Annotated in this window: 19 protein-coding genes and 1 riboswitch; of the genes, 10 read left to right on the top strand and 9 right to left on the bottom strand. The window is 71.0% G+C overall.

From position 1 onward, the window contains the following. The 5 genes from EAO72_RS14640 to EAO72_RS14620 all read right to left on the bottom strand — a co-directional run. Positions 1-792: hypothetical protein (locus EAO72_RS14640; RefSeq protein ID WP_148017841.1), on the bottom strand; the 792-nt coding region annotated here is incomplete at its 3' end. Between the two features lie 50 nt (positions 793-842). After that, positions 843-1760 carry a methylenetetrahydrofolate reductase [NAD(P)H] gene (metF, locus tag EAO72_RS14635; RefSeq protein ID WP_148017723.1) on the bottom strand — a complete coding sequence of 306 codons (918 nt, stop codon included), beginning with the start codon at positions 1758-1760 and terminating at the stop codon, positions 843-845. Positions 1761-1882: 122 nt separating this feature from the next. Next, positions 1883-2536 (bottom strand): thiamine phosphate synthase, encoded by a 654-nt coding sequence (gene thiE, locus EAO72_RS14630; protein WP_148017722.1) that lies wholly within the window; start codon positions 2534-2536, stop codon positions 1883-1885. A 122-nt stretch (positions 2537-2658) separates the two neighbouring features. Continuing rightward, on the bottom strand, positions 2659-3024 hold the full coding sequence (locus tag EAO72_RS14625) for an Rv2175c family DNA-binding protein (protein WP_148017721.1): 366 nt from the start codon (positions 3022-3024) through the stop codon (positions 2659-2661). A gap of 69 nt (positions 3025-3093) precedes the next feature. Beyond that, entirely contained in the window at positions 3094-4269 is a 1176-nt protein-coding gene (locus EAO72_RS14620) for an NAD(P)/FAD-dependent oxidoreductase (RefSeq protein ID WP_148017840.1), read from the bottom strand. A 213-nt stretch (positions 4270-4482) separates the two neighbouring features. Beyond that, a riboswitch (TPP riboswitch) is annotated at positions 4483-4595 on the top strand. Between EAO72_RS14620 and thiO the strand changes: the two genes are divergently transcribed. From thiO to EAO72_RS14590, 6 genes are all read left to right on the top strand, one after another. After that, the gene (thiO, locus tag EAO72_RS14615; RefSeq protein WP_148017720.1) at positions 4593-5771 is read left to right on the top strand and encodes a glycine oxidase ThiO; all 1179 of its coding nucleotides are present in this window, start codon (positions 4593-4595) and stop codon (positions 5769-5771) included. Its footprint overlaps the riboswitch before it by 3 nt. Then, the gene (thiS, locus tag EAO72_RS14610) at positions 5768-5998 is read left to right on the top strand and encodes a sulfur carrier protein ThiS (RefSeq protein ID WP_148017719.1); all 231 of its coding nucleotides are present in this window, start codon (positions 5768-5770) and stop codon (positions 5996-5998) included. The genes thiO and thiS overlap by 4 nt, the downstream gene beginning before the upstream one ends. Positions 5999-6000: 2 nt before the next feature. Then, positions 6001-6795 carry a thiazole synthase gene (locus tag EAO72_RS14605; RefSeq protein ID WP_148017718.1) on the top strand — a complete coding sequence of 265 codons (795 nt, stop codon included), beginning with the start codon at positions 6001-6003 and terminating at the stop codon, positions 6793-6795. Between the two features lie 228 nt (positions 6796-7023). Continuing rightward, a complete protein-coding gene (gene pknB / locus EAO72_RS14600; RefSeq protein ID WP_148017717.1) occupies positions 7024-8946 on the top strand; it encodes a Stk1 family PASTA domain-containing Ser/Thr kinase in 1923 nt (640 codons plus the stop codon). A gap of 6 nt (positions 8947-8952) precedes the next feature. Continuing rightward, a complete protein-coding gene (locus EAO72_RS14595) occupies positions 8953-9810 on the top strand; it encodes a deoxyribonuclease IV (protein ID WP_148017716.1) in 858 nt (285 codons plus the stop codon). An 89-nt stretch (positions 9811-9899) separates the two neighbouring features. Continuing rightward, entirely contained in the window at positions 9900-10424 is a 525-nt protein-coding gene (locus tag EAO72_RS14590) for a DUF4396 domain-containing protein (RefSeq protein ID WP_148017715.1), read from the top strand. A gap of 25 nt (positions 10425-10449) precedes the next feature. On the opposite strand, the gene EAO72_RS14585 is transcribed toward EAO72_RS14590, so the two are convergent. Then, positions 10450-11082 (bottom strand): sulfite oxidase-like oxidoreductase, encoded by a 633-nt coding sequence (locus tag EAO72_RS14585; protein ID WP_148017714.1) that lies wholly within the window; start codon positions 11080-11082, stop codon positions 10450-10452. A gap of 154 nt (positions 11083-11236) precedes the next feature. Between EAO72_RS14585 and bfr the strand changes: the two genes are divergently transcribed. Next, a complete protein-coding gene (gene bfr / locus EAO72_RS14580) occupies positions 11237-11716 on the top strand; it encodes a bacterioferritin (protein ID WP_148017713.1) in 480 nt (159 codons plus the stop codon). Between the two features lie 44 nt (positions 11717-11760). Here the strand turns inward: bfr and EAO72_RS14575 are convergent, their stop codons facing one another. Continuing rightward, a complete protein-coding gene (locus tag EAO72_RS14575; protein WP_187285049.1) occupies positions 11761-12066 on the bottom strand; it encodes a (2Fe-2S)-binding protein in 306 nt (101 codons plus the stop codon). Positions 12067-12250: 184 nt separating this feature from the next. After that, positions 12251-13597, bottom strand: coding sequence for a class II 3-deoxy-7-phosphoheptulonate synthase (locus EAO72_RS14570; RefSeq protein ID WP_187285048.1), 1347 nt, complete (start codon positions 13595-13597; stop codon positions 12251-12253). A gap of 156 nt (positions 13598-13753) precedes the next feature. Here EAO72_RS14570 and EAO72_RS14565 point away from each other — a divergent pair, with 156 nt between their 5' ends. The 3 genes from EAO72_RS14565 to EAO72_RS14555 all read left to right on the top strand — a co-directional run bounded on the left by EAO72_RS14565 (position 13754) and on the right by EAO72_RS14555 (position 18722). Then, positions 13754-16582, top strand: coding sequence for an N-acetylmuramoyl-L-alanine amidase (locus tag EAO72_RS14565; RefSeq protein WP_148017710.1), 2829 nt, complete (start codon positions 13754-13756; stop codon positions 16580-16582). A gap of 73 nt (positions 16583-16655) precedes the next feature. Beyond that, positions 16656-16730, top strand: a complete 75-nt coding sequence (locus EAO72_RS44035; RefSeq protein WP_219572129.1) for a trp operon leader peptide — start codon at positions 16656-16658, stop codon at positions 16728-16730. Positions 16731-16829: 99 nt separating this feature from the next. Further along, the gene (locus tag EAO72_RS14555; RefSeq protein ID WP_148017708.1) at positions 16830-18722 is read left to right on the top strand and encodes an anthranilate synthase family protein; all 1893 of its coding nucleotides are present in this window, start codon (positions 16830-16832) and stop codon (positions 18720-18722) included. A 31-nt stretch (positions 18723-18753) separates the two neighbouring features. On the opposite strand, the gene EAO72_RS14550 is transcribed toward EAO72_RS14555, so the two are convergent. Beyond that, a complete protein-coding gene (locus EAO72_RS14550) occupies positions 18754-19758 on the bottom strand; it encodes a 2-hydroxyacid dehydrogenase (RefSeq protein WP_148017707.1) in 1005 nt (334 codons plus the stop codon). Between the last annotated feature and the right edge of the window lie 35 nt (positions 19759-19793).

The following is a 19793-nucleotide window of genomic DNA, read 5'->3' as shown; positions in this document are numbered from 1 at the left end:
CGGCACCCAGACGCCGCCCGGCGGGGTCTCGGAGACGTACGACGGGGACGGGGCATACGGGTCGGCGAACTGCTGGCCGTTGCCGTAGCTGTCGTAGCCCCCGTCGTTCCCGTACGTGCCGTACTGCGGTGTGCTCGCGGTGGTGCCGATGTACGGGTCGGAGTACGCGGCGTACTGCTGCTGGTCCGTGCCGTAGTCGTACTGACCGGCTCCCGCGTAGCTGTCCTGGCCGCCGTACGTGTCCTGGCCCTGTGCCGGGTACGCGGCAGGGTCGGTGTACGGGTCGTACGCCGCGTACTGCGGCTGCTGGGGTTCCTGGTGCTGCTGCCCCTGCTGCGGGCGGTGGTCGGCGTAGATGCCGTACTGCCCGGTGTCGTCCGGCAGCGGCTCCGGGGCGTAGACCGCGGCCGGCCCGGCCTGCGGTGCGGCCTCCTGCTGCTGCGGTGCCTCGTGGTCGTACTCCATCTCCAGGTCCGAGACCTGGAGCGTGGGTTCGCGGTCGGCGCCGCCGCCACGGCGGCGCCGGCTCTCGCCGGGGCTGCCCCCTATGGCCCAGCCCGTCGAGAAGCCGCGGCGGAAGGAGAGCGTGACGTACGTCTGGCCGGTCGCGAAGGCGATCGCGCCGAGGGCGATGACGAACACGGACGGCATCAGCACACCGACGACGACACCGGCGAAGCCGGTGAAGGCGAGCAGGCGCCAGCGCAGGCGTGCCTTGTACTGCAGCAGCACCTCACCGAGCAGCCACAGCGCAACGATGCCGAACGCGATGTAGAGGACCGTCCAGCCCATGCCCGCCCCCTTCTACGGCCACCGCCCCGGGTCGCGGCGGGTACGGCCGGTCACGACTGCTTGTGCAGTCCGAGATTCTCGTAGATTTCGAGCGTCGCCGTCGAGTTGTTCAACGTGATGAAGTGCAGCCCGGGGACACCCTCGGAAAGCAGCTTCGCGCAGAACCGCGTTGCGAAGTCGATGCCAATGGAGCGTACAGCGGCGGGATCGTCCTTGGCGGCGAGGATCCGTTCTTTCAGGTCCGCGGGCAGCATCGCGTTGCTGAGCTGCGCGAATCTCTCCAATTGCCGGACGCTCGTCAGGGGCATCACTTCGGGAATGATCGGGGTTTCGCAACCCGCAGCGACCACCCGGTCACGCATCCGGAGATAGGCCTCCGGATCGAAGAACATCTGCGTGATCGCATAGTCCGCACCGGCGCGGCACTTGTCCACGAAATGCCGGATGTCGGTGTCCCAGTCGGCGGAGCGCGGGTGCCGTTCGGGGAATGCCGCGACGCCGACACAGAAATCGCCGGATTCCTTGATCAGCCGGACGAGGTCCGCCGCATAGCGCACGCCCTGCGGGTGCTCGACCCACGGACCCATCGGGTCACCCGGCGGGTCGCCGCGCACGGCGAGGATGTTCCGGATGCCGGCGTCGGCGTACTGGCCCACCATGTTGCGCAGTTCGGCGATGGAGTGGTTGACCGCCGTGAGGTGCGCGACCGGGGTGAGCGTGGACTCGGCGGCGATGTCCTGGGTCGCCTTCACCGTCCCGGCCCGGGTCGATCCGCCGGCCCCGTACGTCACGGAGACGAAGCTCGGTCCCACCGCCTCGACCCGGCGCAGCGCGTTCCAGAGGTTCCGCTCGCCCTTCTCGGTCTTGGGCGCCCAGAACTCGAACGAGTACGAGGTCTTGCCGGTCTCGAGCATCTCACGCACGGTGCGCGCGTGATCTGTCCTGGTGGAGGGTGTGCCAAGGGCCATACCGGCAGGTTAACCAGGGCGCGGCGGGCTCCCAACCGAACTGGGGCGATTTGGCTGGATTGCCCGATCTTTGTCCACGCTTCGGACACTCCTGTCCCGAAGCGGGCCCTCCGCCCGCCCGGTCACACGCCGGCGCGGTCCCGGATCCTTCCCGCCAGCGCGGCGGCCGCGGCAGCGGGATCGGATGCCTCGGTAACGGCCCGCACCACGACGACCCGGCGCGCTCCGGCGTCCAGCACCTCGTCGAGGTTGCCCGCGTCGATCCCGCCGATGGCGAACCACGGACGGACGGGCGCGAGCGAGGCGGCGTAGCGGACGAGGTCCAGCCCCGGGGCGTACCGGCCGGGCTTGGTCGGGGTGGGCCAGCAGGGGCCGGTGCAGAAGTAGTCGACGCCGGGTTCGGCGACGGCCGCGTCGACCTCGGACTCGGCGTGCGTGGAGCGGCCGATGACCACGTCCTGGCCGATGATCGCGCGGGCGGCCGGGACCGGCAGGTCGCCCTGGCCCAGGTGCAGCACGTCGGAGCCGATGGCATGGGCGACGTCGGCCCGGTCGTTGACCGCGAGGAGTTTGCCGTGGCGCTTGCAGGCGTCGGCGAAGAGCGCGAGGTGTTCGAGCTCCTCGGCCGCTTCCATGCCCTTGTCGCGCAGCTGGATGATGTCCACGCCGCTGGTCAGGACCGCGTCGAGGAACGCGGGAAGGTCACCCTGGCGGCGGCGGGCGTCCGTGCACAGGTAGAGCCGGGCGTCGGACAGCAGCGCGCGAGGCGTGGACATGGTGCGGTTCCCCCGGGGTAAGGCGACGTCGGTCGGTCGGTTGGCGCCGCGCGGGACGCGGGCCGCGCGGAGCGGCCCGCGTCCCCCGTGCGGCAGCGGGTCGGAAACTGTGCGGCAGCGGGTCAGACGGCGAGCGCCTGGGCGCGGCGCTTCACCTCCGTGCCGCGATTCTCACTCAGCGCCTGCGCGGGCGTGCCCGGCAGGCTCGGGTCGGGGGTGAAGAGCCATTCCAGCATCTCCGCGTCGGAGTAGCCGTCGTCCCTCAGGAGCGTCAGGGTCCCCGAGAGGCCCTTGACCACCTTGTCGCCGTCGATGAAGGCGGCTGGCACCTGGAGCGCCCGGTTCTCACCACGGCGTACGGCGATGAGCTGGCCCTCCTTGACCAGCTGGCGTACACGCGTCACCTCGACACCGAACATTTCGGCGATGTCGGGAAGGTGGAGCCAGGCGGGGACGAGAGCATCGATCTTTGCGTCAATCTCGGTCACGGGGACAAGCGTGCCATCCCGGACCGACAGTCGGTACCCGGGCCGACCGTACGGGGGCCGGCGGGGCCGTCAGAGCATGGCCGATTTCAGGGGTACGGACGGGTCGGCGACCCGGTCCGGGTTGAGTTCCGCCCCCGATTCGACGAGTTTGCGCCCCTGCGCCAGATCGCGCGGACGGCCGACCGCCAGTACGGCGACGAGACGGCCGTCGCGCAGCCAGCACACCGTCCACGAGGGCTCGGCCGGATCGCCGCGCCACACCAGGGTGTCCGCCCCCGTGTGGTGGCCCGCGTACTGGACGAAGCGGCCGAACTGCTCGGACCAGAAGTAGGGCACGGGGTCGTAGACCGGGGGCGGCTCCTCGCCGTCCGGGGCGGTGATGGCGGCGGCAACGGTACGGGGGCCCTGGAGGGCGTTGTCCCAGTGGTGGACGAGCAGGCGCTCGCCGTAGCGGGCCGAGGGGAAGGAGGCGCAGTCCCCGACCGCGTACACGTCGGGGAGCGAGGTGCGCAGGGAGGCGTCGGCGGTCACCGACCGGTCCGGGCCGAGCGCGATCCCGGATCCGGCGAGCCAGCCGGTCGCGGGCCGGGCACCGACGCCGACGACGACCGCGTCCGCCGGAAGGGTGCGGCCGTCGGCCAGGACCACGCGGCCGGGTTCGATGCGGGCGACCCGGGCGCCGGTGAGGAGCGCGGCGCCGCTCTCGGCGTACCAGCCGGCCATGGGGGCGGCGACCTCGGCGGGCAGCGCGCCGGCGAGCGGGCGGTCGGCGGCCTCGACGACGGTGACCGCGCAGCCGGCCGCGCGGGCGGCGGTGGCGAACTCGGCGCCGATCCAGCCCGCGCCGACGACCACGACGTCGTGCTGCCGCTCCAGGACCGGACGCAGCCGGGCGGCGTCGTCCAGGGTGCGCAGGAGATGGACGCCCTGGACGCCCTCCGATCCGGGCAGCACCAGGGGCTCGGCGCCGGTGGCGACGACCAGGACGTCGTAGGGGACGGGCCCGTCGGGGGTGTCCAGTTCGTGGTCGGCCGCGCGCAGCGCCGTCACGTCCAGGCCGAGCCGCAGGGTGATGTCCAGCGCCTCGAAGTCGATGTCGAAGGCCGAGTCCTCGGCCTTGCCGAGCAGGACCGCCTTCGACAGCGGGGGCCGGTCGTACGGCTGGTGGGGTTCGGCGCCGATCAGCGTGACGGGGCCGGTGAAGCCCCGTTCCCGCAGGGCCACGGCGGTCTGCACGCCCGCCATGCCCGCTCCGGCGATCACGACGCGGCGGCGGTGCCGCGGCCCTGTCTGCTGCTGTCCGGTCTGCTCGTCCACCCGTCCACCTTAAACACCTGACGGGTCGTCAGGTGGCCGGTTCCCGGGACGCGCCCGCCGGATCGCCTTCCCCGGCCCCGCGTTCGCGGCAGCGGCGGCTCCCTTGCCCGGGGCGCGGGCCAGGGGTTTAGGGTGGCCGTGCACATCACTCGCGGGAGCCCGGACGCACCGGGCTGAGAGGGAGGCTGGACGGCCTCCGACCGTACGAACCTGATCCGGGTCATGCCGGCGAAGGGAGGGGCTGGACGCCCATGCGCACGCACCGTACGAACGGGTCCGACGTCCTCGTCATCGGGGGCGGCATCATCGGCCTGGTCACCGCATGGCGGGCCGCACAGCGCGGCCTGGCCACCGCGGTCGCCGATCCCGCGCCGGGCGGGGGCGCCGCGCAGGTCGCGGCCGGGATGCTGGCCGCCGTCACCGAGCTCCACTACGGCGAGGAGATGCTCCTCGGCCTCAACGTCGCCTCCGCCGCCCGTTATCCGGCGTTCGCCGCCGAGCTGGAGGCGGCGAGCGGCCAGGACATCGGCTTCCGCGCCTGCGGCACCCTGGCCGTCGCGCTCGACGCCGACGACCGCGCCCATCTGCGCGAACTCCACGCCCTGCAACGCCGCTCGGGACTGGAGTCGGAGTGGCTCACCGGCCGTGAGTGCCGCCGCCTGGAGCCGATGCTCGCACCCGGCGTACGCGGCGGGCTGCGGGTCGACGGCGACCACCAGGTCGACCCGCGACGGCTGGCCGCCGCGCTCGTCACGGCATGCGAACGGGCCGGCGTCGTCTTCCACCGCCGACGGGCCGAGCGGCTCACGGTCACGGGCGGCCGGGCCGTCGGAGCCGTGCTGGCCGACGGTACGCAGCCGGTGGCCGATCAGGTCGTGCTCGCCGCGGGCAGCCTCAGCGGCCGGCTCGCGGGGGTGCCCGAGCACGTGCTGCCCCCGGTCCGCCCGGTGAAGGGCCAGGTGCTGCGACTGGCCGTGCCCCCGGCGTACGCGCCCTTCCTCTCCCGCACCGTGCGGGCCGTGGTCCGGGGCAGCCACGTCTATCTCGTACCGCGTGAGAACGGCGAACTGGTCATCGGCGCCACCAGCGAGGAGATGGGCTGGGACACCACCGTCACCGCCGGCGGTGTGTACGAGCTCCTGCGCGACGCGCACGAGCTGATGCCCGGCATCACCGAACTGCCGCTCGCCGAGACCCTCGCCGGTCTGCGCCCCGCCTCCCCCGACAACGCCCCGCTGCTCGGCCGCACCGCGCTGCCCGGCCTCCACCTCGCCACCGGCCACCACCGCAACGGGGTGCTGCTCACCCCCGTCACGGGGGACGCCATGGCCCAGCTGCTGGCCGACGGCGACCTGCCCGAGGTGGCACGCCCCTTCTCGCCCAGCCGTTTCTCACCCGCCGCCCCCGTACGTCAGGAGCAGCCCGCATGACCGAGCCCGCACCTCTCTCCGCGCCCCTGACCGTGTCCGTGAACGGTGAGGCCGTGGCCCTCGCGCCCGGCACCACCCTGGAGGCCCTGGTCGCCTCGCTGACCAGTGCGCGCTCGGGCGTCGCGGCCGCCCTGAACGAGACCGTCGTACCGCGTGGCCAGTGGCCCGCCGCCGCGCTCGCCGACGGCGACCGGGTCGAGGTCCTCACCGCGGTCCAGGGAGGCTGACCATGTCCGACGACCTCTTCACCCTCGGGGACACCGTTTTCGGCTCCCGGCTGATCATGGGAACGGGCGGGGCACCCAGCCTCGACGTGCTGGAGCGGTCCCTGACCGCCTCCGGCACCGAGCTGACGACCGTCGCGATGCGCCGGCTCGACCCGACCGTGCGGGGCTCCGTGCTCTCCGTGCTGGAGCGGCTCTCCATCCGCGTGCTGCCGAACACGGCGGGCTGCTTCACCGCGGGCGAGGCCGTGCTCACCGCCCGGCTCGCGCGCGAGGCGCTCGGCACCGACTGGGTCAAGCTGGAGGTGGTGGCGGACGAGCGCACCCTGCTGCCGGACCCCGTCGAGCTGCTGGACGCCGCGGAGACGCTGGTGGACGACGGTTTCACCGTGCTGCCGTACACGAACGACGACCCGGTGCTGGCCCGGAAGCTGGAGGACGTGGGGTGTGCGGCGGTCATGCCGCTCGGCTCCCCCATCGGCTCCGGCCTGGGCATCCGCAATCCGCACAACTTCCAGCTGATCGTCGAGCAGGCGCGGGTGCCGGTGATCCTGGACGCGGGCGCCGGGACGGCTTCGGACGCGGCGCTGGCCATGGAGCTGGGCTGTGCGGCCGTGATGCTGGCGTCGGCGGTGACCCGGGCCCAGGAGCCCGAACTGATGGCGGCCGCGATGCGCCATGCGGTGCAGGGCGGGCGGCTCGCGTATCGCGCGGGGCGGATTCCCCGCCGCCACTTCGCCGAGGCCTCGTCGCCGGTGGCGGGGCGGGCGGCCCTGGATCCGGAGCGGCCGGCGTTCTGATTCCGGGGCGGCCGATGTCGTGGATCCGGGGCGGCGGCGTTCCGATTCCGAGGGCCCGGGCGGTCCGTGTGGTGGATCTCATGTCCCTGTCACAGCACGCCCCGATCCCGGGCCATGCCCGCTCCCCGGCCGCGGATCGCATGTCCCTGTCACGGCTCGGCTGCAGTTGGGCCCCGGGATCGCTCCGGCCAGTCGGACGTGTCGGCGGCGGCTCGTAGACTCGGCTGCGTGGATACGACCCTCCAGGACCCTCTCGTCGGGCAGCTGCTCGACGGCCGCTACCGCGTCGATGCCCGCATCGCCGTGGGCGGCATGGCCACGGTCTACCGGGCCATGGACACCCGGCTCGACCGGGTGCTCGCCCTCAAGGTGATGCATCCGGCCCTCGCGGCCGACGTCTCGTTCGTCGAGCGCTTCATCCGCGAGGCCAAGTCGGTGGCCCGGCTCGCGCACCCCAACGTGGTCGCGGTCTTCGACCAGGGCGCCCAGGGGAGTTACGTCTACCTCGCGATGGAGTACGTGGCGGGGTGCACGCTGCGCGACGTACTGCGCGAGCGGGGCGCGCTGCAGCCGCGGGCCGCGCTGGACATCCTGGAGCCGGTGCTCGCCGCGTTGGGCGCCGCCCACCGCGCGGGCTTCGTCCACCGGGACATGAAGCCGGAGAACGTGCTGATAGGCGACGACGGCCGGGTCAAGGTCGCCGACTTCGGCCTGGTCCGGGCCGTGGGCTCGGTCACGAACACCACCGGGTCCATCCTGGGGACGGTCTCCTATCTCGCCCCCGAGCAGATCGAGCACGGCACCGCGGACACCCGCGCCGATGTGTACGCCTGCGGTGTCGTGCTGTACGAGATGCTGACGGGCACCAAGCCGCATGCCGGAGACTCCCCCGCCCAGGTCATCTACCAGCACCTCAACGAGGACGTCCCGGCCCCCTCCGCCGTCGTCCCGGGGCTCGCGGCCGAGCTCGACGGGCTGGTCGCGAGCGCCACCGCCCGCGACCCCGAGGTCCGCCCGTTCGACGCGGTGGCGCTGCTCGCCGAGTCCCGCCGGGCCCGCTCCGGCCTCACCGACGCGCAGCTGGACGCCGTACCCCCGCAGGCCCTGGCCGAGATCCGCGACGGCGCGGAGGACCGCACGAGCGTGATCCCCCGGGTGCTGCCGCCCGGCCAGGGCACCGCCCACCACACGAGCCGGCTGGAGATGCCGCCGCAGCCGCCCCCGCAGCCGCCGTCCCGGCGCGCGGGCACGGGCCGCCGGAGGCCACCGCGCGGCGTCATCGCGGCGCTCATCGCCGTGCTGCTGGTCCTGGGGGTCGGCGGTGGCGTCTGGTACATCAACTCCGGGCAGTTCACCCGCGTCCCCTCGCTGCTGGGCCAGAGCCAGAAGGCCGCCGAGAAGCGGCTCGCCGACAGCGGCCTGGAGCTGAAGGGCGTACGGCGGGCCTACAGCGACACCGTCGACCGCGGCACGGTGATCAGCAGCGACCCGAAGCAGGGTGCCCGGATCCGCGGCAACGGCTCGGTGTCGCTGGTCGTCTCGCGCGGTCCCGAGATCGTGACCGTGCCCGATGTCCAGGGCCTCAAGCTGTCCGAGGCCAGGCGTCAGCTCGAGAAGAGGGGCCTCGTGCCCGGCATGATCACCAAGGAGTTCGACGACGACGTGGCCGCGGGCGAGGTGGTGCGTACGGATCCCGAGGCGGGCGCCGAGCGCCACCCCGACTCCGCCGTCGCGATCGTGGTCTCCAAGGGCAGCCCGGTCGACGTCCCCGATGTCACGGGACAGTCGGTCGACGACGCCACGGCGGAGCTGGAGGACGCCGGACTGGAGGTCGTCGTCGCGCCCGGCCGGGTCAATTCCCCGGAGGACGAGGGCAACGTCGCCCGCCAGTCGCTCGAAGAGGGCGCCGAGGCGGCGGAGGGCGACCCCATCACGCTCACGGTCTCCAAGGGTCCGCAGCTGATCGACGTGCCGGACGTCACCGGCAAGGACGTCGACGAGGCCCGCGGCGAGCTGGAGGACGCGGGCTTCGAGGTCAAGGTCGACCGCCCGTTCCTCTCCTTCAGCGACACGATCGCGAGCCAGTCCGTCGACGGCGGCGACCAGGCCCCCGAGGGCAGCACCATCACCATCAAGACCAAGGGACTGTAGATCCGTATGCGCAACCCTGTCGGCGGCCACATCCCGGTGGCCGGCGGCCTCTCCAAGGTCGGCCTGTCCTACGCGCGCGAGATGGGCGCGGAAGCCGTCCAGGTCTTCGTCGCCAATCCGCGCGGCTGGGCGACCCCGGCCGGCAACCCGGTGCAGGACGAGCTGTTCCGTACCGAGTGCGCCGCCGAGTCCATACCGGCGTACGTCCACGCCCCGTACCTGATCAACTTCGGCTCGCACACCCCGGCGACCGTGGAGCGGTCCGTGGAGTCGCTGCGCCACTCCCTGCGCCGGGCGCGCGAGATCGGCGCGCTGGGCGTCGTGGTGCACACCGGGTCGGCGACCAACGGCCGGCCGCGGGAGGAGGCGCTGGCGCAGGTGCGCACCCATATGCGGCCGCTGCTGGACGAGCTGACGCACGACGACGACCCGTTCCTGCTGCTGGAATCGACCGCGGGACAGGGTTTCTCGCTCTGCTCACGGACCTGGGACTTCGGCCCGTACTTCGAGGCGCTCGACGCCCATCCGAAGCTCGGCGTCTGCCTCGACACCTGTCACATCTTCGCGGCCGGACACGACCTGGCGGGCCCGGCCGGCATGAAGGAGACCCTGGACCTGCTGGTGGAGACGGTCGGCGAGGGACGGCTGAAGCTGATCCACGCCAATGACTCCAAGGACGTGGCCGGCGCCCACAAGGACCGCCACGAGAACATCGGGTCCGGCCACATCGGCGAGGAGCCGTTCCGGGAGCTGTTCTCCCACCCGGCCACCGAGGGCGTTCCGCTGGTCATCGAGACACCGGGCGGCAAGGAGGGCCATGCGGCGGACGTGGCCCGGCTGAAGAAGCTGCGCGGCCTGGGCTGACCGGGCGAACACCTGTTGAGGAATACCCCGTGGGGGTATACGGTTTCTTGCTGTCGGCAGGAACCGCTCCTCGGTATTTGGGGTTCACGATGCAGGACCACGCAGATCACGCGCAGCACACCGGCCATGCGGGGCGCACGGGCCACACGGGCCACTCCGGTGGCCACGGCGCAGGCGGCGCGAGCTGGGCCATGGCGGCGCGAGCCACGCTCCACTGCCTCACCGGATGCGCCATCGGCGAGATCCTCGGCATGGTGATCGGCACGGCGCTCGGCTGGGGCAACGTGCCGACGATGGTCCTCGCCATCGCCCTGGCGTTCTTCTTCGGCTACACGCTGACCCTGCGCTCCGTCCTGAGGTCGGGTGTCGACTTCAGGACGGCGTTCAGGATCGCGCTCGCGGCCGACACGCTCTCCATCGCGGTGATGGAACTGATCGACAACGGGGTGATCGCCCTGTGGCCGGGCGCCATGGACGCGACGCTCTCGGACGTCCTGTTCTGGGGAACCCTGGCGATCTCGCTCGCCATCGCCTTCGTCGTCACCACACCGGTGAACAAGTGGATGATCGGGCGCGGCAAGGGGCACGCGGTGGTGCACCGGTACCACCACTGAGGCGGCACGGGGTGGGACAGCGGGGTCAGAGCTCGGGGCCGTCCCCGGGCTCCTCCTGGTAGGAGTAGCGCTGTTCCTTCCACGGGTCGCCGATGTTGTGGTAGCCGCGCTCCTCCCAGAAGCCGCGGCGGTCGGCGCTCATGTATTCGATGCCCCGGACCCACTTGGGGCCCTTCCAGGCGTACAGATGCGGTACGACGAGCCGGAGCGGGAAGCCGTGTTCGGCGGTGAGCAGTTCGCCGCCCTTGTGGGTGGCGAACAGGGCCCGCTCGGAGGTGAAGTCGTCGAGCCGGAGGTTCGAGCTGAAGCCGTACTCGGCCCAGACCATCACATGGGTGACCTGCGGCGCCGGGGGCGCCAGCGCCACGACGTCACGGGCGAGGACCCCGCCCCACTCGGCGCCGAGCATGCTGAACTTGGTCACGCAGTGCAGATCGGCGACGACCGAGGAGAACGGCAGCGCGGAGAACTCCTGATGGTTCCAGCAGTGCTTCTCACCGTCGGCCGTGGCGCCGAAGACGCGGAACTCCCAGCGGTCGGGCTTGAACTTGGGCACCGGCCCGTAGTGGGTGACCGGCCACCCACGCTGCAGTCGCTGTCCCGGCGGAAGCTCGGACTGCTCTGATGCGCGGTGTTCCCGGCTTTCCGGCTGACCCATGACTCCATGGTGACAGACAGGCAGGGGTGGTCATGACCAGGGCAGAGGCGATTCGGGCAACTCGTACTAAGCGTGCACTTACTGGACGGCCACCGGGTGCGATGCGAGGATGCGGCCATCTTGCCCAGTTCACCGGTTGGAAGGAGCCTCTGCGATGCAGGGCGACCCCGAGGTCCTCGAGTTCCTGAACGAACAGCTGACCGCCGAATTGACTGCCATCAACCAGTACTTCTTGCATGCAAAGATGCAGGACAACTTCGGCTGGACGAAGCTCGCGAAGTACACGCGCTCCGAGTCGTTCGACGAGATGAAGCACGCCGAGATCCTGACGGACCGCATCCTCTTCCTGGACGGACTGCCGAACTACCAGCGGCTCTTCCATGTACGGGTGGGCCAGACGGTCACCGAGATGTTCCAGGCGGACCGCCAGGTCGAGGTGGAGGCGATCGACCGCCTCAAGCGCGGTATCGAGCTCATGCGCGCCAAGGGCGACATCACGTCCGCAAATATCTTTGAGTCGATCCTGGCGGACGAGGAACACCACATCGACTACCTCGACACCCAGCTGGAACTGGTCGAGAAGCTCGGCGAGCCGCTCTACATCGCCCAGCTGATCGAGCAGCCCGACAGCTGACGGGAGCGGGGCCGTCCGCACGGACGGGGCCGGAGCGGCCCGGCTCAGGCGGCGTCGGGCAGAGCGAGCGGCGCAGAGACGGGGCCGACGCCGGGGGCGATGCGCTGATCGGCATCGGGAGCGGCGCCGGCCGTGACACGGTCCGCGGTGCCGGGCGTCACTTTCTGGTCGAGCAGGTCACGACGCGGGCAGGAGCCGCGGCCGAGCATCGCCTGGATGGTGCGGACGCAGCTGCCGCAGTCGGTCCCCGCCTTGCAGGCGGAGGCTATCTGGCGGGGCGTGCAGGCGCCGCCTTCCGCATGCTTCTTGACCTGCTGCTCCGTAACGCCGAAGCACGAGCAGACGTACATGCGGTTCACCTCCCGGCGGGATGGATCGTGGATGCCGCCCCGATTGATCGGTGAGGCTAACCTAACCTTACCCGGCGCTCAAGGCCGGGAAAAGTCCCGGAACGCCCTGTGGGGCACGGATCACATGGATCCGTGCCCCACAGTCGTACGCGCGTCGCGTTCGGTGACGCCCGACGGTCCCCGGTTACTGGTCCCGGTACATCTCGGCGACCAGGAACGCGAGGTCCAGCGACTGGCTGCGGTTGAGCCGCGGGTCGCAGGCCGTCTCGTAGCGCTGGTGGAGGTCGTCCACGAAGATCTCGTGGCCGCCGCCGACGCACTCGGTGACATCGTCACCGGTGAGCTCGACGTGGATGCCGCCCGGGTGCGTGCCGAGGCCCTTGTGCACCTCGAAGAAGCCCTTGACCTCGTCCAGGACGTCGTCGAAGCGGCGGGTCTTGTGGCCGGACGCGGCCTCGAAGGTGTTGCCGTGCATCGGGTCGGTCACCCAGGCCACGGTCGCGCCGGAGGCGGTGACCTTCTCGACCAGCTCGGGGAGCTTGTCGCGGACCTTGTCGGCGCCCATCCGGACGACGAACGTCAGCCGGCCGGGCTCGCGCTCGGGGTCGAGGCGCTCGATGTAGCCGAGGGCCTCGTCGACGGTGGACGTCGGGCCGAGCTTGATGCCGATCGGGTTGCGGATCTTGGAGGCGAACTCGATGTGCGCGCCGTCCATCTGGCGGGTGCGCTCACCGATCCACACCATGTGGGCCGAGGTGTCGTACAGCCGGCCGGTCCGCGAGTCGACGCGGGTCAGTGCCGACTCGTAGTCCAGCAGCAGGGCCTCGTGCGAGGCGTAGAACTCGACGGCCTTGAACTCCGCCGGGTCCGTGCCGCACGCCTTCATGAAGTTCAGCGCGTTGTCGATCTCGCGGGCCAGGGCCTCGTAGCGCTGGCCGGACGGGGACGACTTCACGAAGTCCTGGTTCCAGGCGTGCACCTGGCGCAGGTCCGCGTAACCACCGGTGGTGAAGGCGCGGACGAGGTTCAGCGTGGAGGCGGACGCGTGGTACATCCGCTTCAGCCGCTCCGGGTCCGGGACGCGCTCGGCCTCGGTGAAGGCGAAGCCGTTGACGGAGTCGCCGCGGTAGGTCGGCAGCGTCACGCCGTCGCGGGTCTCGGTCGGCTTGGAGCGCGGCTTGGAGTACTGCCCGGCGATCCGGCCGACCTTGACGACGGGCACGGAGGCCGCGTAGGTGAGGACGGCGCTCATCTGGAGCAGCGTCTTCAGCTTGGCGCGGATGTGCTCGGCCGACACGGCGTCGAAGGCCTCGGCGCAGTCACCGCCCTGCAGCAGGAACGCCTCGCCCTTGGCGACGGCTCCCATGCGGGCACGCAGCTGGTCGCACTCGCCGGCGAAGACGAGCGGCGGATACGACGCGAGGTCCGCGAGTACATCGCGCAGGGCCTCGGAGTCGGGGTACTCGGGCTGCTGCGCCGCGGGAAGGTCTCGCCAGGTGTTGCCACCGGCGACGGAGGTATTGGCGTTCACGGTCACGGCTCCCACATTACGGGGTCGTGTCCACGGATTTTCCGGGTGCCCAACGGATGAGACGGACACGCGGCACGGTCAGTGACGGGGAGCACAATCGGGCCTGCTACCGTCACACCTTTCAGAATTGAACAAGTGGACCACAGGGGTGGGGCTTTGAAGCGGAATCACCGCAGGGACCTCAAGAAGAGGCGCCTGCTGTACGGCGTCGGCGCCGCGGTCGTGGCCACGGCGACCATCGGCACGCTGGCCATGGCCTCGCAGGACACCGCGACCACCGACGGGAAGTCGGTTCCGGCCTCCGCCGCGCTGCAGAAGCAGTTCGCGGACGCGGCGTCCGAGTTCGACGTACCGCAGAGCGTGCTGATGGCGGTCTCGTACCGGCAGACGCGCTGGGAGAGCCACGACGGCGAGCCGAGCACCAGCGGCGCGTACAACGTGATGGGGCTGACCAGTGTGTCACCCGATGACGTGGAGCAGCCGACGGACGCCGAGCGGCTCGCGCACCTCAACATGAGCGGCGATCCGGCCGTGACGAAGCACTTCGACGCGAAGCGCGCGCTGCGCAACCTGCCGGAGCCGGTCGACACCGACGCCGCCGAGCTGCACACGCTCGACGAGGCCGCGAAGCTGATCGACGCGTCGACCGACGCGGTGCAGGACGACACTGAGCAGAGCATCCGCGCAGGCGCGGCACTGCTCGCGAAGTACCAGCGCGAGGCCACCGACTCGCTGCCCGACGAGGCCGGCAAGTGGTACCCGGCCGTCGCGCGCTACAGCCAGGCCTCCGACACCAAGGGCGCCACCCTCTTCGCCAACCGGGTCTTCGAGTCGGTGAAGAGCGGCGAGAGCGCTCTCACCGCGGACGGCCAGCAGCTGTCGCTGCCCGCCGATCCGTCGGTGGTCCCGGTCAAGCCTACGAACATGCCGCTGGCGGCGACGACCGCGAGCACCACCGCGGTCCCCGCGCCGGAGTGCCCCTCCGGGCTGAACTGCGACTTCAAGCCCGCAGGGTTCAAGCAGAACAGCAGCACCCCGGACGACTTCGGCAACTACAACGTCGCCAACCGTCCGGCCAGCGGCGAGGACATCCGCTACATCGTCATCCACGACACCGAGGGTGGCTACGACGGTTCGCTGGCGACGTTCCAGAACCCGACATCGTACGCCAGTGCGCACTATCTGATCCGGGCCAAGGACGGCCTGGTCACCCAGATGGTCGAGACCAAGAACGAGGCGTGGCACGCGGCCAACAAGACCGCGAACATGCACTCGATCGGGATCGAGCACGAGGGCTACGCGATCAAGACGGGCAGCTGGTACACCGAGCCGCAGTACGAGTCGTCCGCGACGCTGGTGAAGTTCCTCGCCGGCAAGTTCGGCATCCCGCTCGACCGTGAGCACATCATCGGCCACGACGAGGTGCCGGGCGTCCTGGACGCCAACGTCGCCGGCCAGCACTGGGACCCGGGCCCCTTCTGGGACTGGAACCACTACATGTCCCTGATCGGCGCGCCGACCGGTGACAGTGGCGCCGGCGGTCCGATCAAGGCCGGCCAGGTAGTCAAGGTGGTACCCCCGTTCACTACGGCGAACCAGCCCGCACTGACGTACGGCGGCAGCACGGTCGCCAAGCAGCCGACGAACTTCGGCTATCTCTACACCTCGCCCTCCACGACGGCGACGAAGATCACTGATCCGTACATCCCGAATGTGAAGGACACGGACGGCCCCAACTGGGGCAACAAGGTCGTCGCGGGCGGAAAGTACGTAGTCGCCGAGGCCCGGACCGACTGGACCGCCATCTGGTACGGCGGCAAGAAGGCCTGGTTCCAGAACCCGAGCGGTCAGTACACCGACCAGGTCTCCAAGAGCGCGCAGCCGGTGCTGAAGCCCAAGGCGGGTGCGACGTCCATCCCGGTGTACGGGCGCGCCTACCCGGAGGACTCGGCCTACACGGGCACCGGTGTCGCGGTGCAGGTGAAGAACAACGACTCGCTGACGAAGTACAGCATTCCCGCAGGTCAGGCCTACCCTCAGGTCGGTCCGGCACAGGTCGGCGACTACTGGTTCGCGGGTACGTTCGCGGGCACGGCCACCAACGACCGCACGCTGGTGAAGGGGAGCACGAACCTCTTCTACCCGATCCGCTACAACCACCGCATGGCATGGGTGAAGGCGAGCGACGTCCAGGTCAGCACGAGCGTCGCGCCGGACGCCGGCACGACGCGCTACAACATCCTGGGCCGTGACGCGGCCGGCGTGCTCTGGCAGTACCAGGGCACCGGCAGCCCCACGACGCCGTTCTACGCCCGCTACCGGGTGGGTCCGGGCTGGCAGGGATACAACACGATCACCGCGATGTCGGCCCTGCGGGCCGACGGCACGGGCGACATGGTGGCCCGGGACGCGAGCGGCTACCTCTGGTACTACCAGGCCAGCGGCAACCCGGACCAGCCGTTCAAGGCCCGTCTCAAGGTCGGCGGCGGCTGGGGTGTCTACAACGGCATGTGGGGCGCCCGCGACATCAACGGTGACGGCAAGGCCGATCTGATCGCCCGCGACGCCTCCAACGTCCTCTGGTACTACCAGGGCACCGGCGACCCGGCGAAGCCGTTCGTGACGAAGGCGCGCGTCGGCGGCGGCTGGGGTGTCTACAACACGCTGGTCTCCACCGGCGACCTGACCGGTGACGGCAAGGCGGACCTGGTCGCCCGGGACAAGGCCGGGGTGCTGTTCCTGTACAGCGGCACCGGCGACCCGGCGGTTCCCTACGCCGCACGCACCCAGGTCGGCAAGGGCTGGGGCGTCTTCAAGGACCTCCTGGGCCCGAGCGACCTGAACCGTGACGGCATCCCGGACCTGATCGCGCGGGACAGTTCGGGCGTGCTCTGGTTCTACCGGTCCACCGGTGACATGACGAAGCCATTCGCTCCGATGGCGAAGGTCGGCGGCGGCTGGGGCATCTACAACACGCTGGTCTGATCGTCTTCGGACCGGACCGGTGAAGGGGTCCGTTCCGCCCGTCGGGCGGAACGGGCCCCTTCGTGCGTGCGAGATGGGTTATGGTTCGGGCATGTTCGCGCACTCGACCCGTAACTGGTGGTGGACCGCTCATCCGGCGGCCCACTGATCGCGCGTACACAACGACGCAGAGGCCGCCCGAGGGGCGGCCTTTCCCATGTCCAGGGGCCGTTCCTCCCAGCTGATTCCAGTGGAAGGAACACCGCAGATGTCACCGCACACCGCATCGCACACGCTCGTCCAGAGGCTCCTCGGCGACGACTGCCCGCCCTTCGCCCTGCTGCGCAGGCGCACCCCCGGCCACGACCACGACACCGTCGAGGTGCTGATCGGCCGGGTCCACGAGGCCGGCCGGCTCGCCGACCTCCCGGTGGGTGAACAGCCCACCCTGGCCCTGGTGCCGTTCCGGCAGATCGCCGAGCGCGGCTTCGACGTCCGCGACGACGGCACCCCGCTGACGGTGCTGGTCGCGGACGAGACGCACGAACTGCCCCTCGGCGACACCCTGGACGCGCTCCCCGCCCACGCGGTGCGGGTCGAGGGCGGCGCGTTCGACGTGTCGGACGAGGAGTACGCGGGCACCGTGCGGCGGGTCATCGAGGACGAGATCGGCCGGGGCGAGGGCGCGAACTTCGTCATCCGGCGGACGTTCCGGGGCGAGATCCCGGGCTTCGGCCGGACGGACGCGCTGGCCCTGTTCCGGCGGCTGCTGGCCGGTGAGCGGGGGGCGTACTGGACGTTCGTCGTGCACACCGGGGAAAGGACCCTGGTGGGTGCGAGCCCCGAGGTGCATGTGCGGATGTCCGGCGGCACGGTCGTGATGAATCCGATCAGCGGCACCTACCGCTACCCCGCCGAGGGCCCCACCGCGGAGAACCTGCTGGCCTTCCTCGGCGACCGCAAGGAGACCGAGGAGCTCTCCATGGTGGTCGACGAGGAGCTCAAGATGATGTGCACCGTGGGCGACATGGGCGGGGTGGTGATCGGGCCGCGGCTCAAGGAGATGGCCCATCTCGCGCACACGGAGTACGAGTTGCGCGGCCGCTCCTCGCTGGATGTGCGGGAGGTCCTCAAGGAGACGATGTTCGCGGCGACGGTCACCGGCTCGCCCGTGCAGAACGCGTGCCGGGTCATCGAGCGGTACGAGTCCGGCGGGCGCGGCTACTACGCGGGCGCCCTGGCCCTGCTGCGGCAGGCGCCCGACGGTACGCAGACGCTGGACTCGCCGATCCTGATCCGGACCGCCGACATCTCGGCCCGGGGCGAGCTGCGGGTGCCCGTCGGGGCGACGCTGGTGCGCCACTCCGACGCGGAGAGCGAGGTCGCCGAGACCCACGCCAAGGCGGCCGGTGTGCTGACCGCGCTGGGGGTGCGGCCGGGGCGGCCGAAGGCCGAGGACGCGAGGCCGCGGCTGGCGGACGACCCCCGGGTACGGGCGGCGCTCGATGCCCGGCGCGAGGGGCTGGCGCCGTTCTGGCTGCGGATGCAGGAGCGCACCGAGGCGCTGTCCGGTCATGCGCTGGTCGTCGACGGCGAGGACACGTTCACCTCGATGCTGGGGCATCTGCTGCGTGCCTCGGGTCTCGATGTGTCGGTGCGCCGCTACGACGAGCCGGGGCTGCGCGAGGCCGTGCGGGCGCACGAGGGACCCGTCGTGCTGGGACCCGGCCCCGGGGACCCGGGTGACGCGGCCGACCCGAAGATGCGGCTGCTGCGCGCGCTGACCGCGGAGCTCGTACGGGATCACCGGCACGGGCTGCTCGGGGTCTGCCTGGGGCATGAGCTGATCGCGGCGGAGCTGGGTCTGGACATCGTCCGCAAGACCGTCCCGTACCAGGGCGCGCAGACCAGGATCGATCTGTTCGGCCGCCCCGAGACCGTCGGCTTCTACAACAGCTTCACGGCGCGCTGCGACGACGCGGCGGCCACCGAACTGGCGGCGCACGGCATCGAGGCGAGCCTGGACCCGGCGACCGGGGAGCTGCACGCGCTGCGCGGGGGCGGCTTCGCGTCGGTGCAGTTCCACCCGGAGTCGGTGCTGACGCTGCGCGGGTCGGCGATCGTGGGGGAGCTGCTGGCCGGACTTCCGGTACGCGGCTGATGTGCCCCGGCCGCCCGGGCCCCGGTGTTTCTCAGGGTCCGGGCGGTGCGGGGACGAGCACGTTCTCGCTGCGGCGGCCGGCCAGGTAGTCGTCGACGTTCCGGACGGTGGCCGCGATGATCTGGCCCAGGGCGTCCTCGGTGTAGTACGCCTGGTGCGAGGTCACGAGGACGTTCGGGAAGGTGACGAGCCGGGCCAGGGTGTCGTCGTCGACGCCTTCCAGGGACTTGTCGAGGAAGAAGAGCCCCGCCTCCGCCTCGTACACGTCGAGTCCGACCCCCAGGAGCCGGCCCGCGCGCAACTCCTCGACCAGGGCCGCGGTGTCGATGAGTCCGCCGCGGCTGGAGTTGATCAGGATCGCGTCGTGCTTCATGCGGGCCAGCGCGTCCTTGCCGATGATGTGGTGCGTGGAGGGCAGCAGCGGGACGTGCAGGCTGATCAGGTCGGACTCGGCGAGGAGTTGTTCCTTGTCGACGTAGCGCATGCCGAGCTCGACGCAGGCCGGGTTCTCGGCGACGTCCCAGCCGAGCAGATTCATGCCGAAGCCATGGGCGATACGGGTGAACGCCTCGCCGATCTTGCCGGTGCCGATGATGCCGGCCGTGCGGCCGTGCATGTCCCGGCCGAGGAGGCCGTCGAGGCGGAAGTCGAAGTCCCGGGTGCGGATCGTGGCGCGGACGACGCGGCGGTTGACGGCCATGGCGAGGGTCCAGGCGAACTCGGCGACCGAGTAGGGCGAGTACCAGGAGACCCGGGAGACCCGCAGGGCGAGGCGCTCGGCCACGTCCAGATCGATGTTGTTGAAGCCGGTGGAGCGCTGGGCGATCATCTGGGTGCCGCCGGCCGCGAGGGTCTGCAGGACCTTGCCGCCCAGGTCGGCGTTGACGCTGGTGGAGATGACCTCGTAGCCCGCCGCGATGGGGGCGGTGTCCTGGTTCAGGAAGACGTCCAGGCAGCGCACCTCGTGCTTCCCGGCGAACGCCTTCTCGATCAGAGGCTTCTCGTCGGACTGCACTCCGAAGGCCAGGATTTCCACGACGTCTCCTGTGACTGATGCGGGCGAGAGGCCCC

This window comes from Streptomyces sp. OR43, from assembly GCF_008042275.1.
In the GTDB taxonomy this organism is placed as follows: Bacteria; Actinomycetota; Actinomycetes; order Streptomycetales; family Streptomycetaceae; genus Streptomyces.
This window is presented reverse-complemented; position numbering and strand designations above follow the sequence as displayed.

Bases quoted from the DNA above. Each gene is read 5' to 3' on its own strand.
- metF (WP_148017723.1), bottom strand. From the start codon at position 1,760: ATGGCCCTTGGCACACCCTCCACCAGGACAGATCACGCGCGCACCGTG.
- thiE (WP_148017722.1), bottom strand. From the start codon at position 2,536: ATGTCCACGCCTCGCGCGCTGCTGTCCGACGCCCGGCTCTACCTGTGC.
- EAO72_RS14620 (WP_148017840.1), bottom strand. From the start codon at position 4,269: ATGGCGGGCGTGCAGACCGCCGTGGCCCTGCGGGAACGGGGCTTCACC.
- thiO (WP_148017720.1), top strand. From the start codon at position 4,593: ATGCGCACGCACCGTACGAACGGGTCCGACGTCCTCGTCATCGGGGGC.
- thiS (WP_148017719.1), top strand. From the start codon at position 5,768: ATGACCGAGCCCGCACCTCTCTCCGCGCCCCTGACCGTGTCCGTGAAC.
- EAO72_RS14605 (WP_148017718.1), top strand. From the start codon at position 6,001: ATGTCCGACGACCTCTTCACCCTCGGGGACACCGTTTTCGGCTCCCGG.
- EAO72_RS14595 (WP_148017716.1), top strand. From the start codon at position 8,953: ATGCGCAACCCTGTCGGCGGCCACATCCCGGTGGCCGGCGGCCTCTCC.
- EAO72_RS14590 (WP_148017715.1), top strand. From the start codon at position 9,900: ATGCAGGACCACGCAGATCACGCGCAGCACACCGGCCATGCGGGGCGC.
- EAO72_RS14585 (WP_148017714.1), bottom strand. From the start codon at position 11,082: ATGGGTCAGCCGGAAAGCCGGGAACACCGCGCATCAGAGCAGTCCGAG.
- bfr (WP_148017713.1), top strand. From the start codon at position 11,237: ATGCAGGGCGACCCCGAGGTCCTCGAGTTCCTGAACGAACAGCTGACC.
- EAO72_RS14575 (WP_187285049.1), bottom strand. From the start codon at position 12,066: ATGTACGTCTGCTCGTGCTTCGGCGTTACGGAGCAGCAGGTCAAGAAG.
- EAO72_RS14555 (WP_148017708.1), top strand. From the start codon at position 16,830: ATGTCACCGCACACCGCATCGCACACGCTCGTCCAGAGGCTCCTCGGC.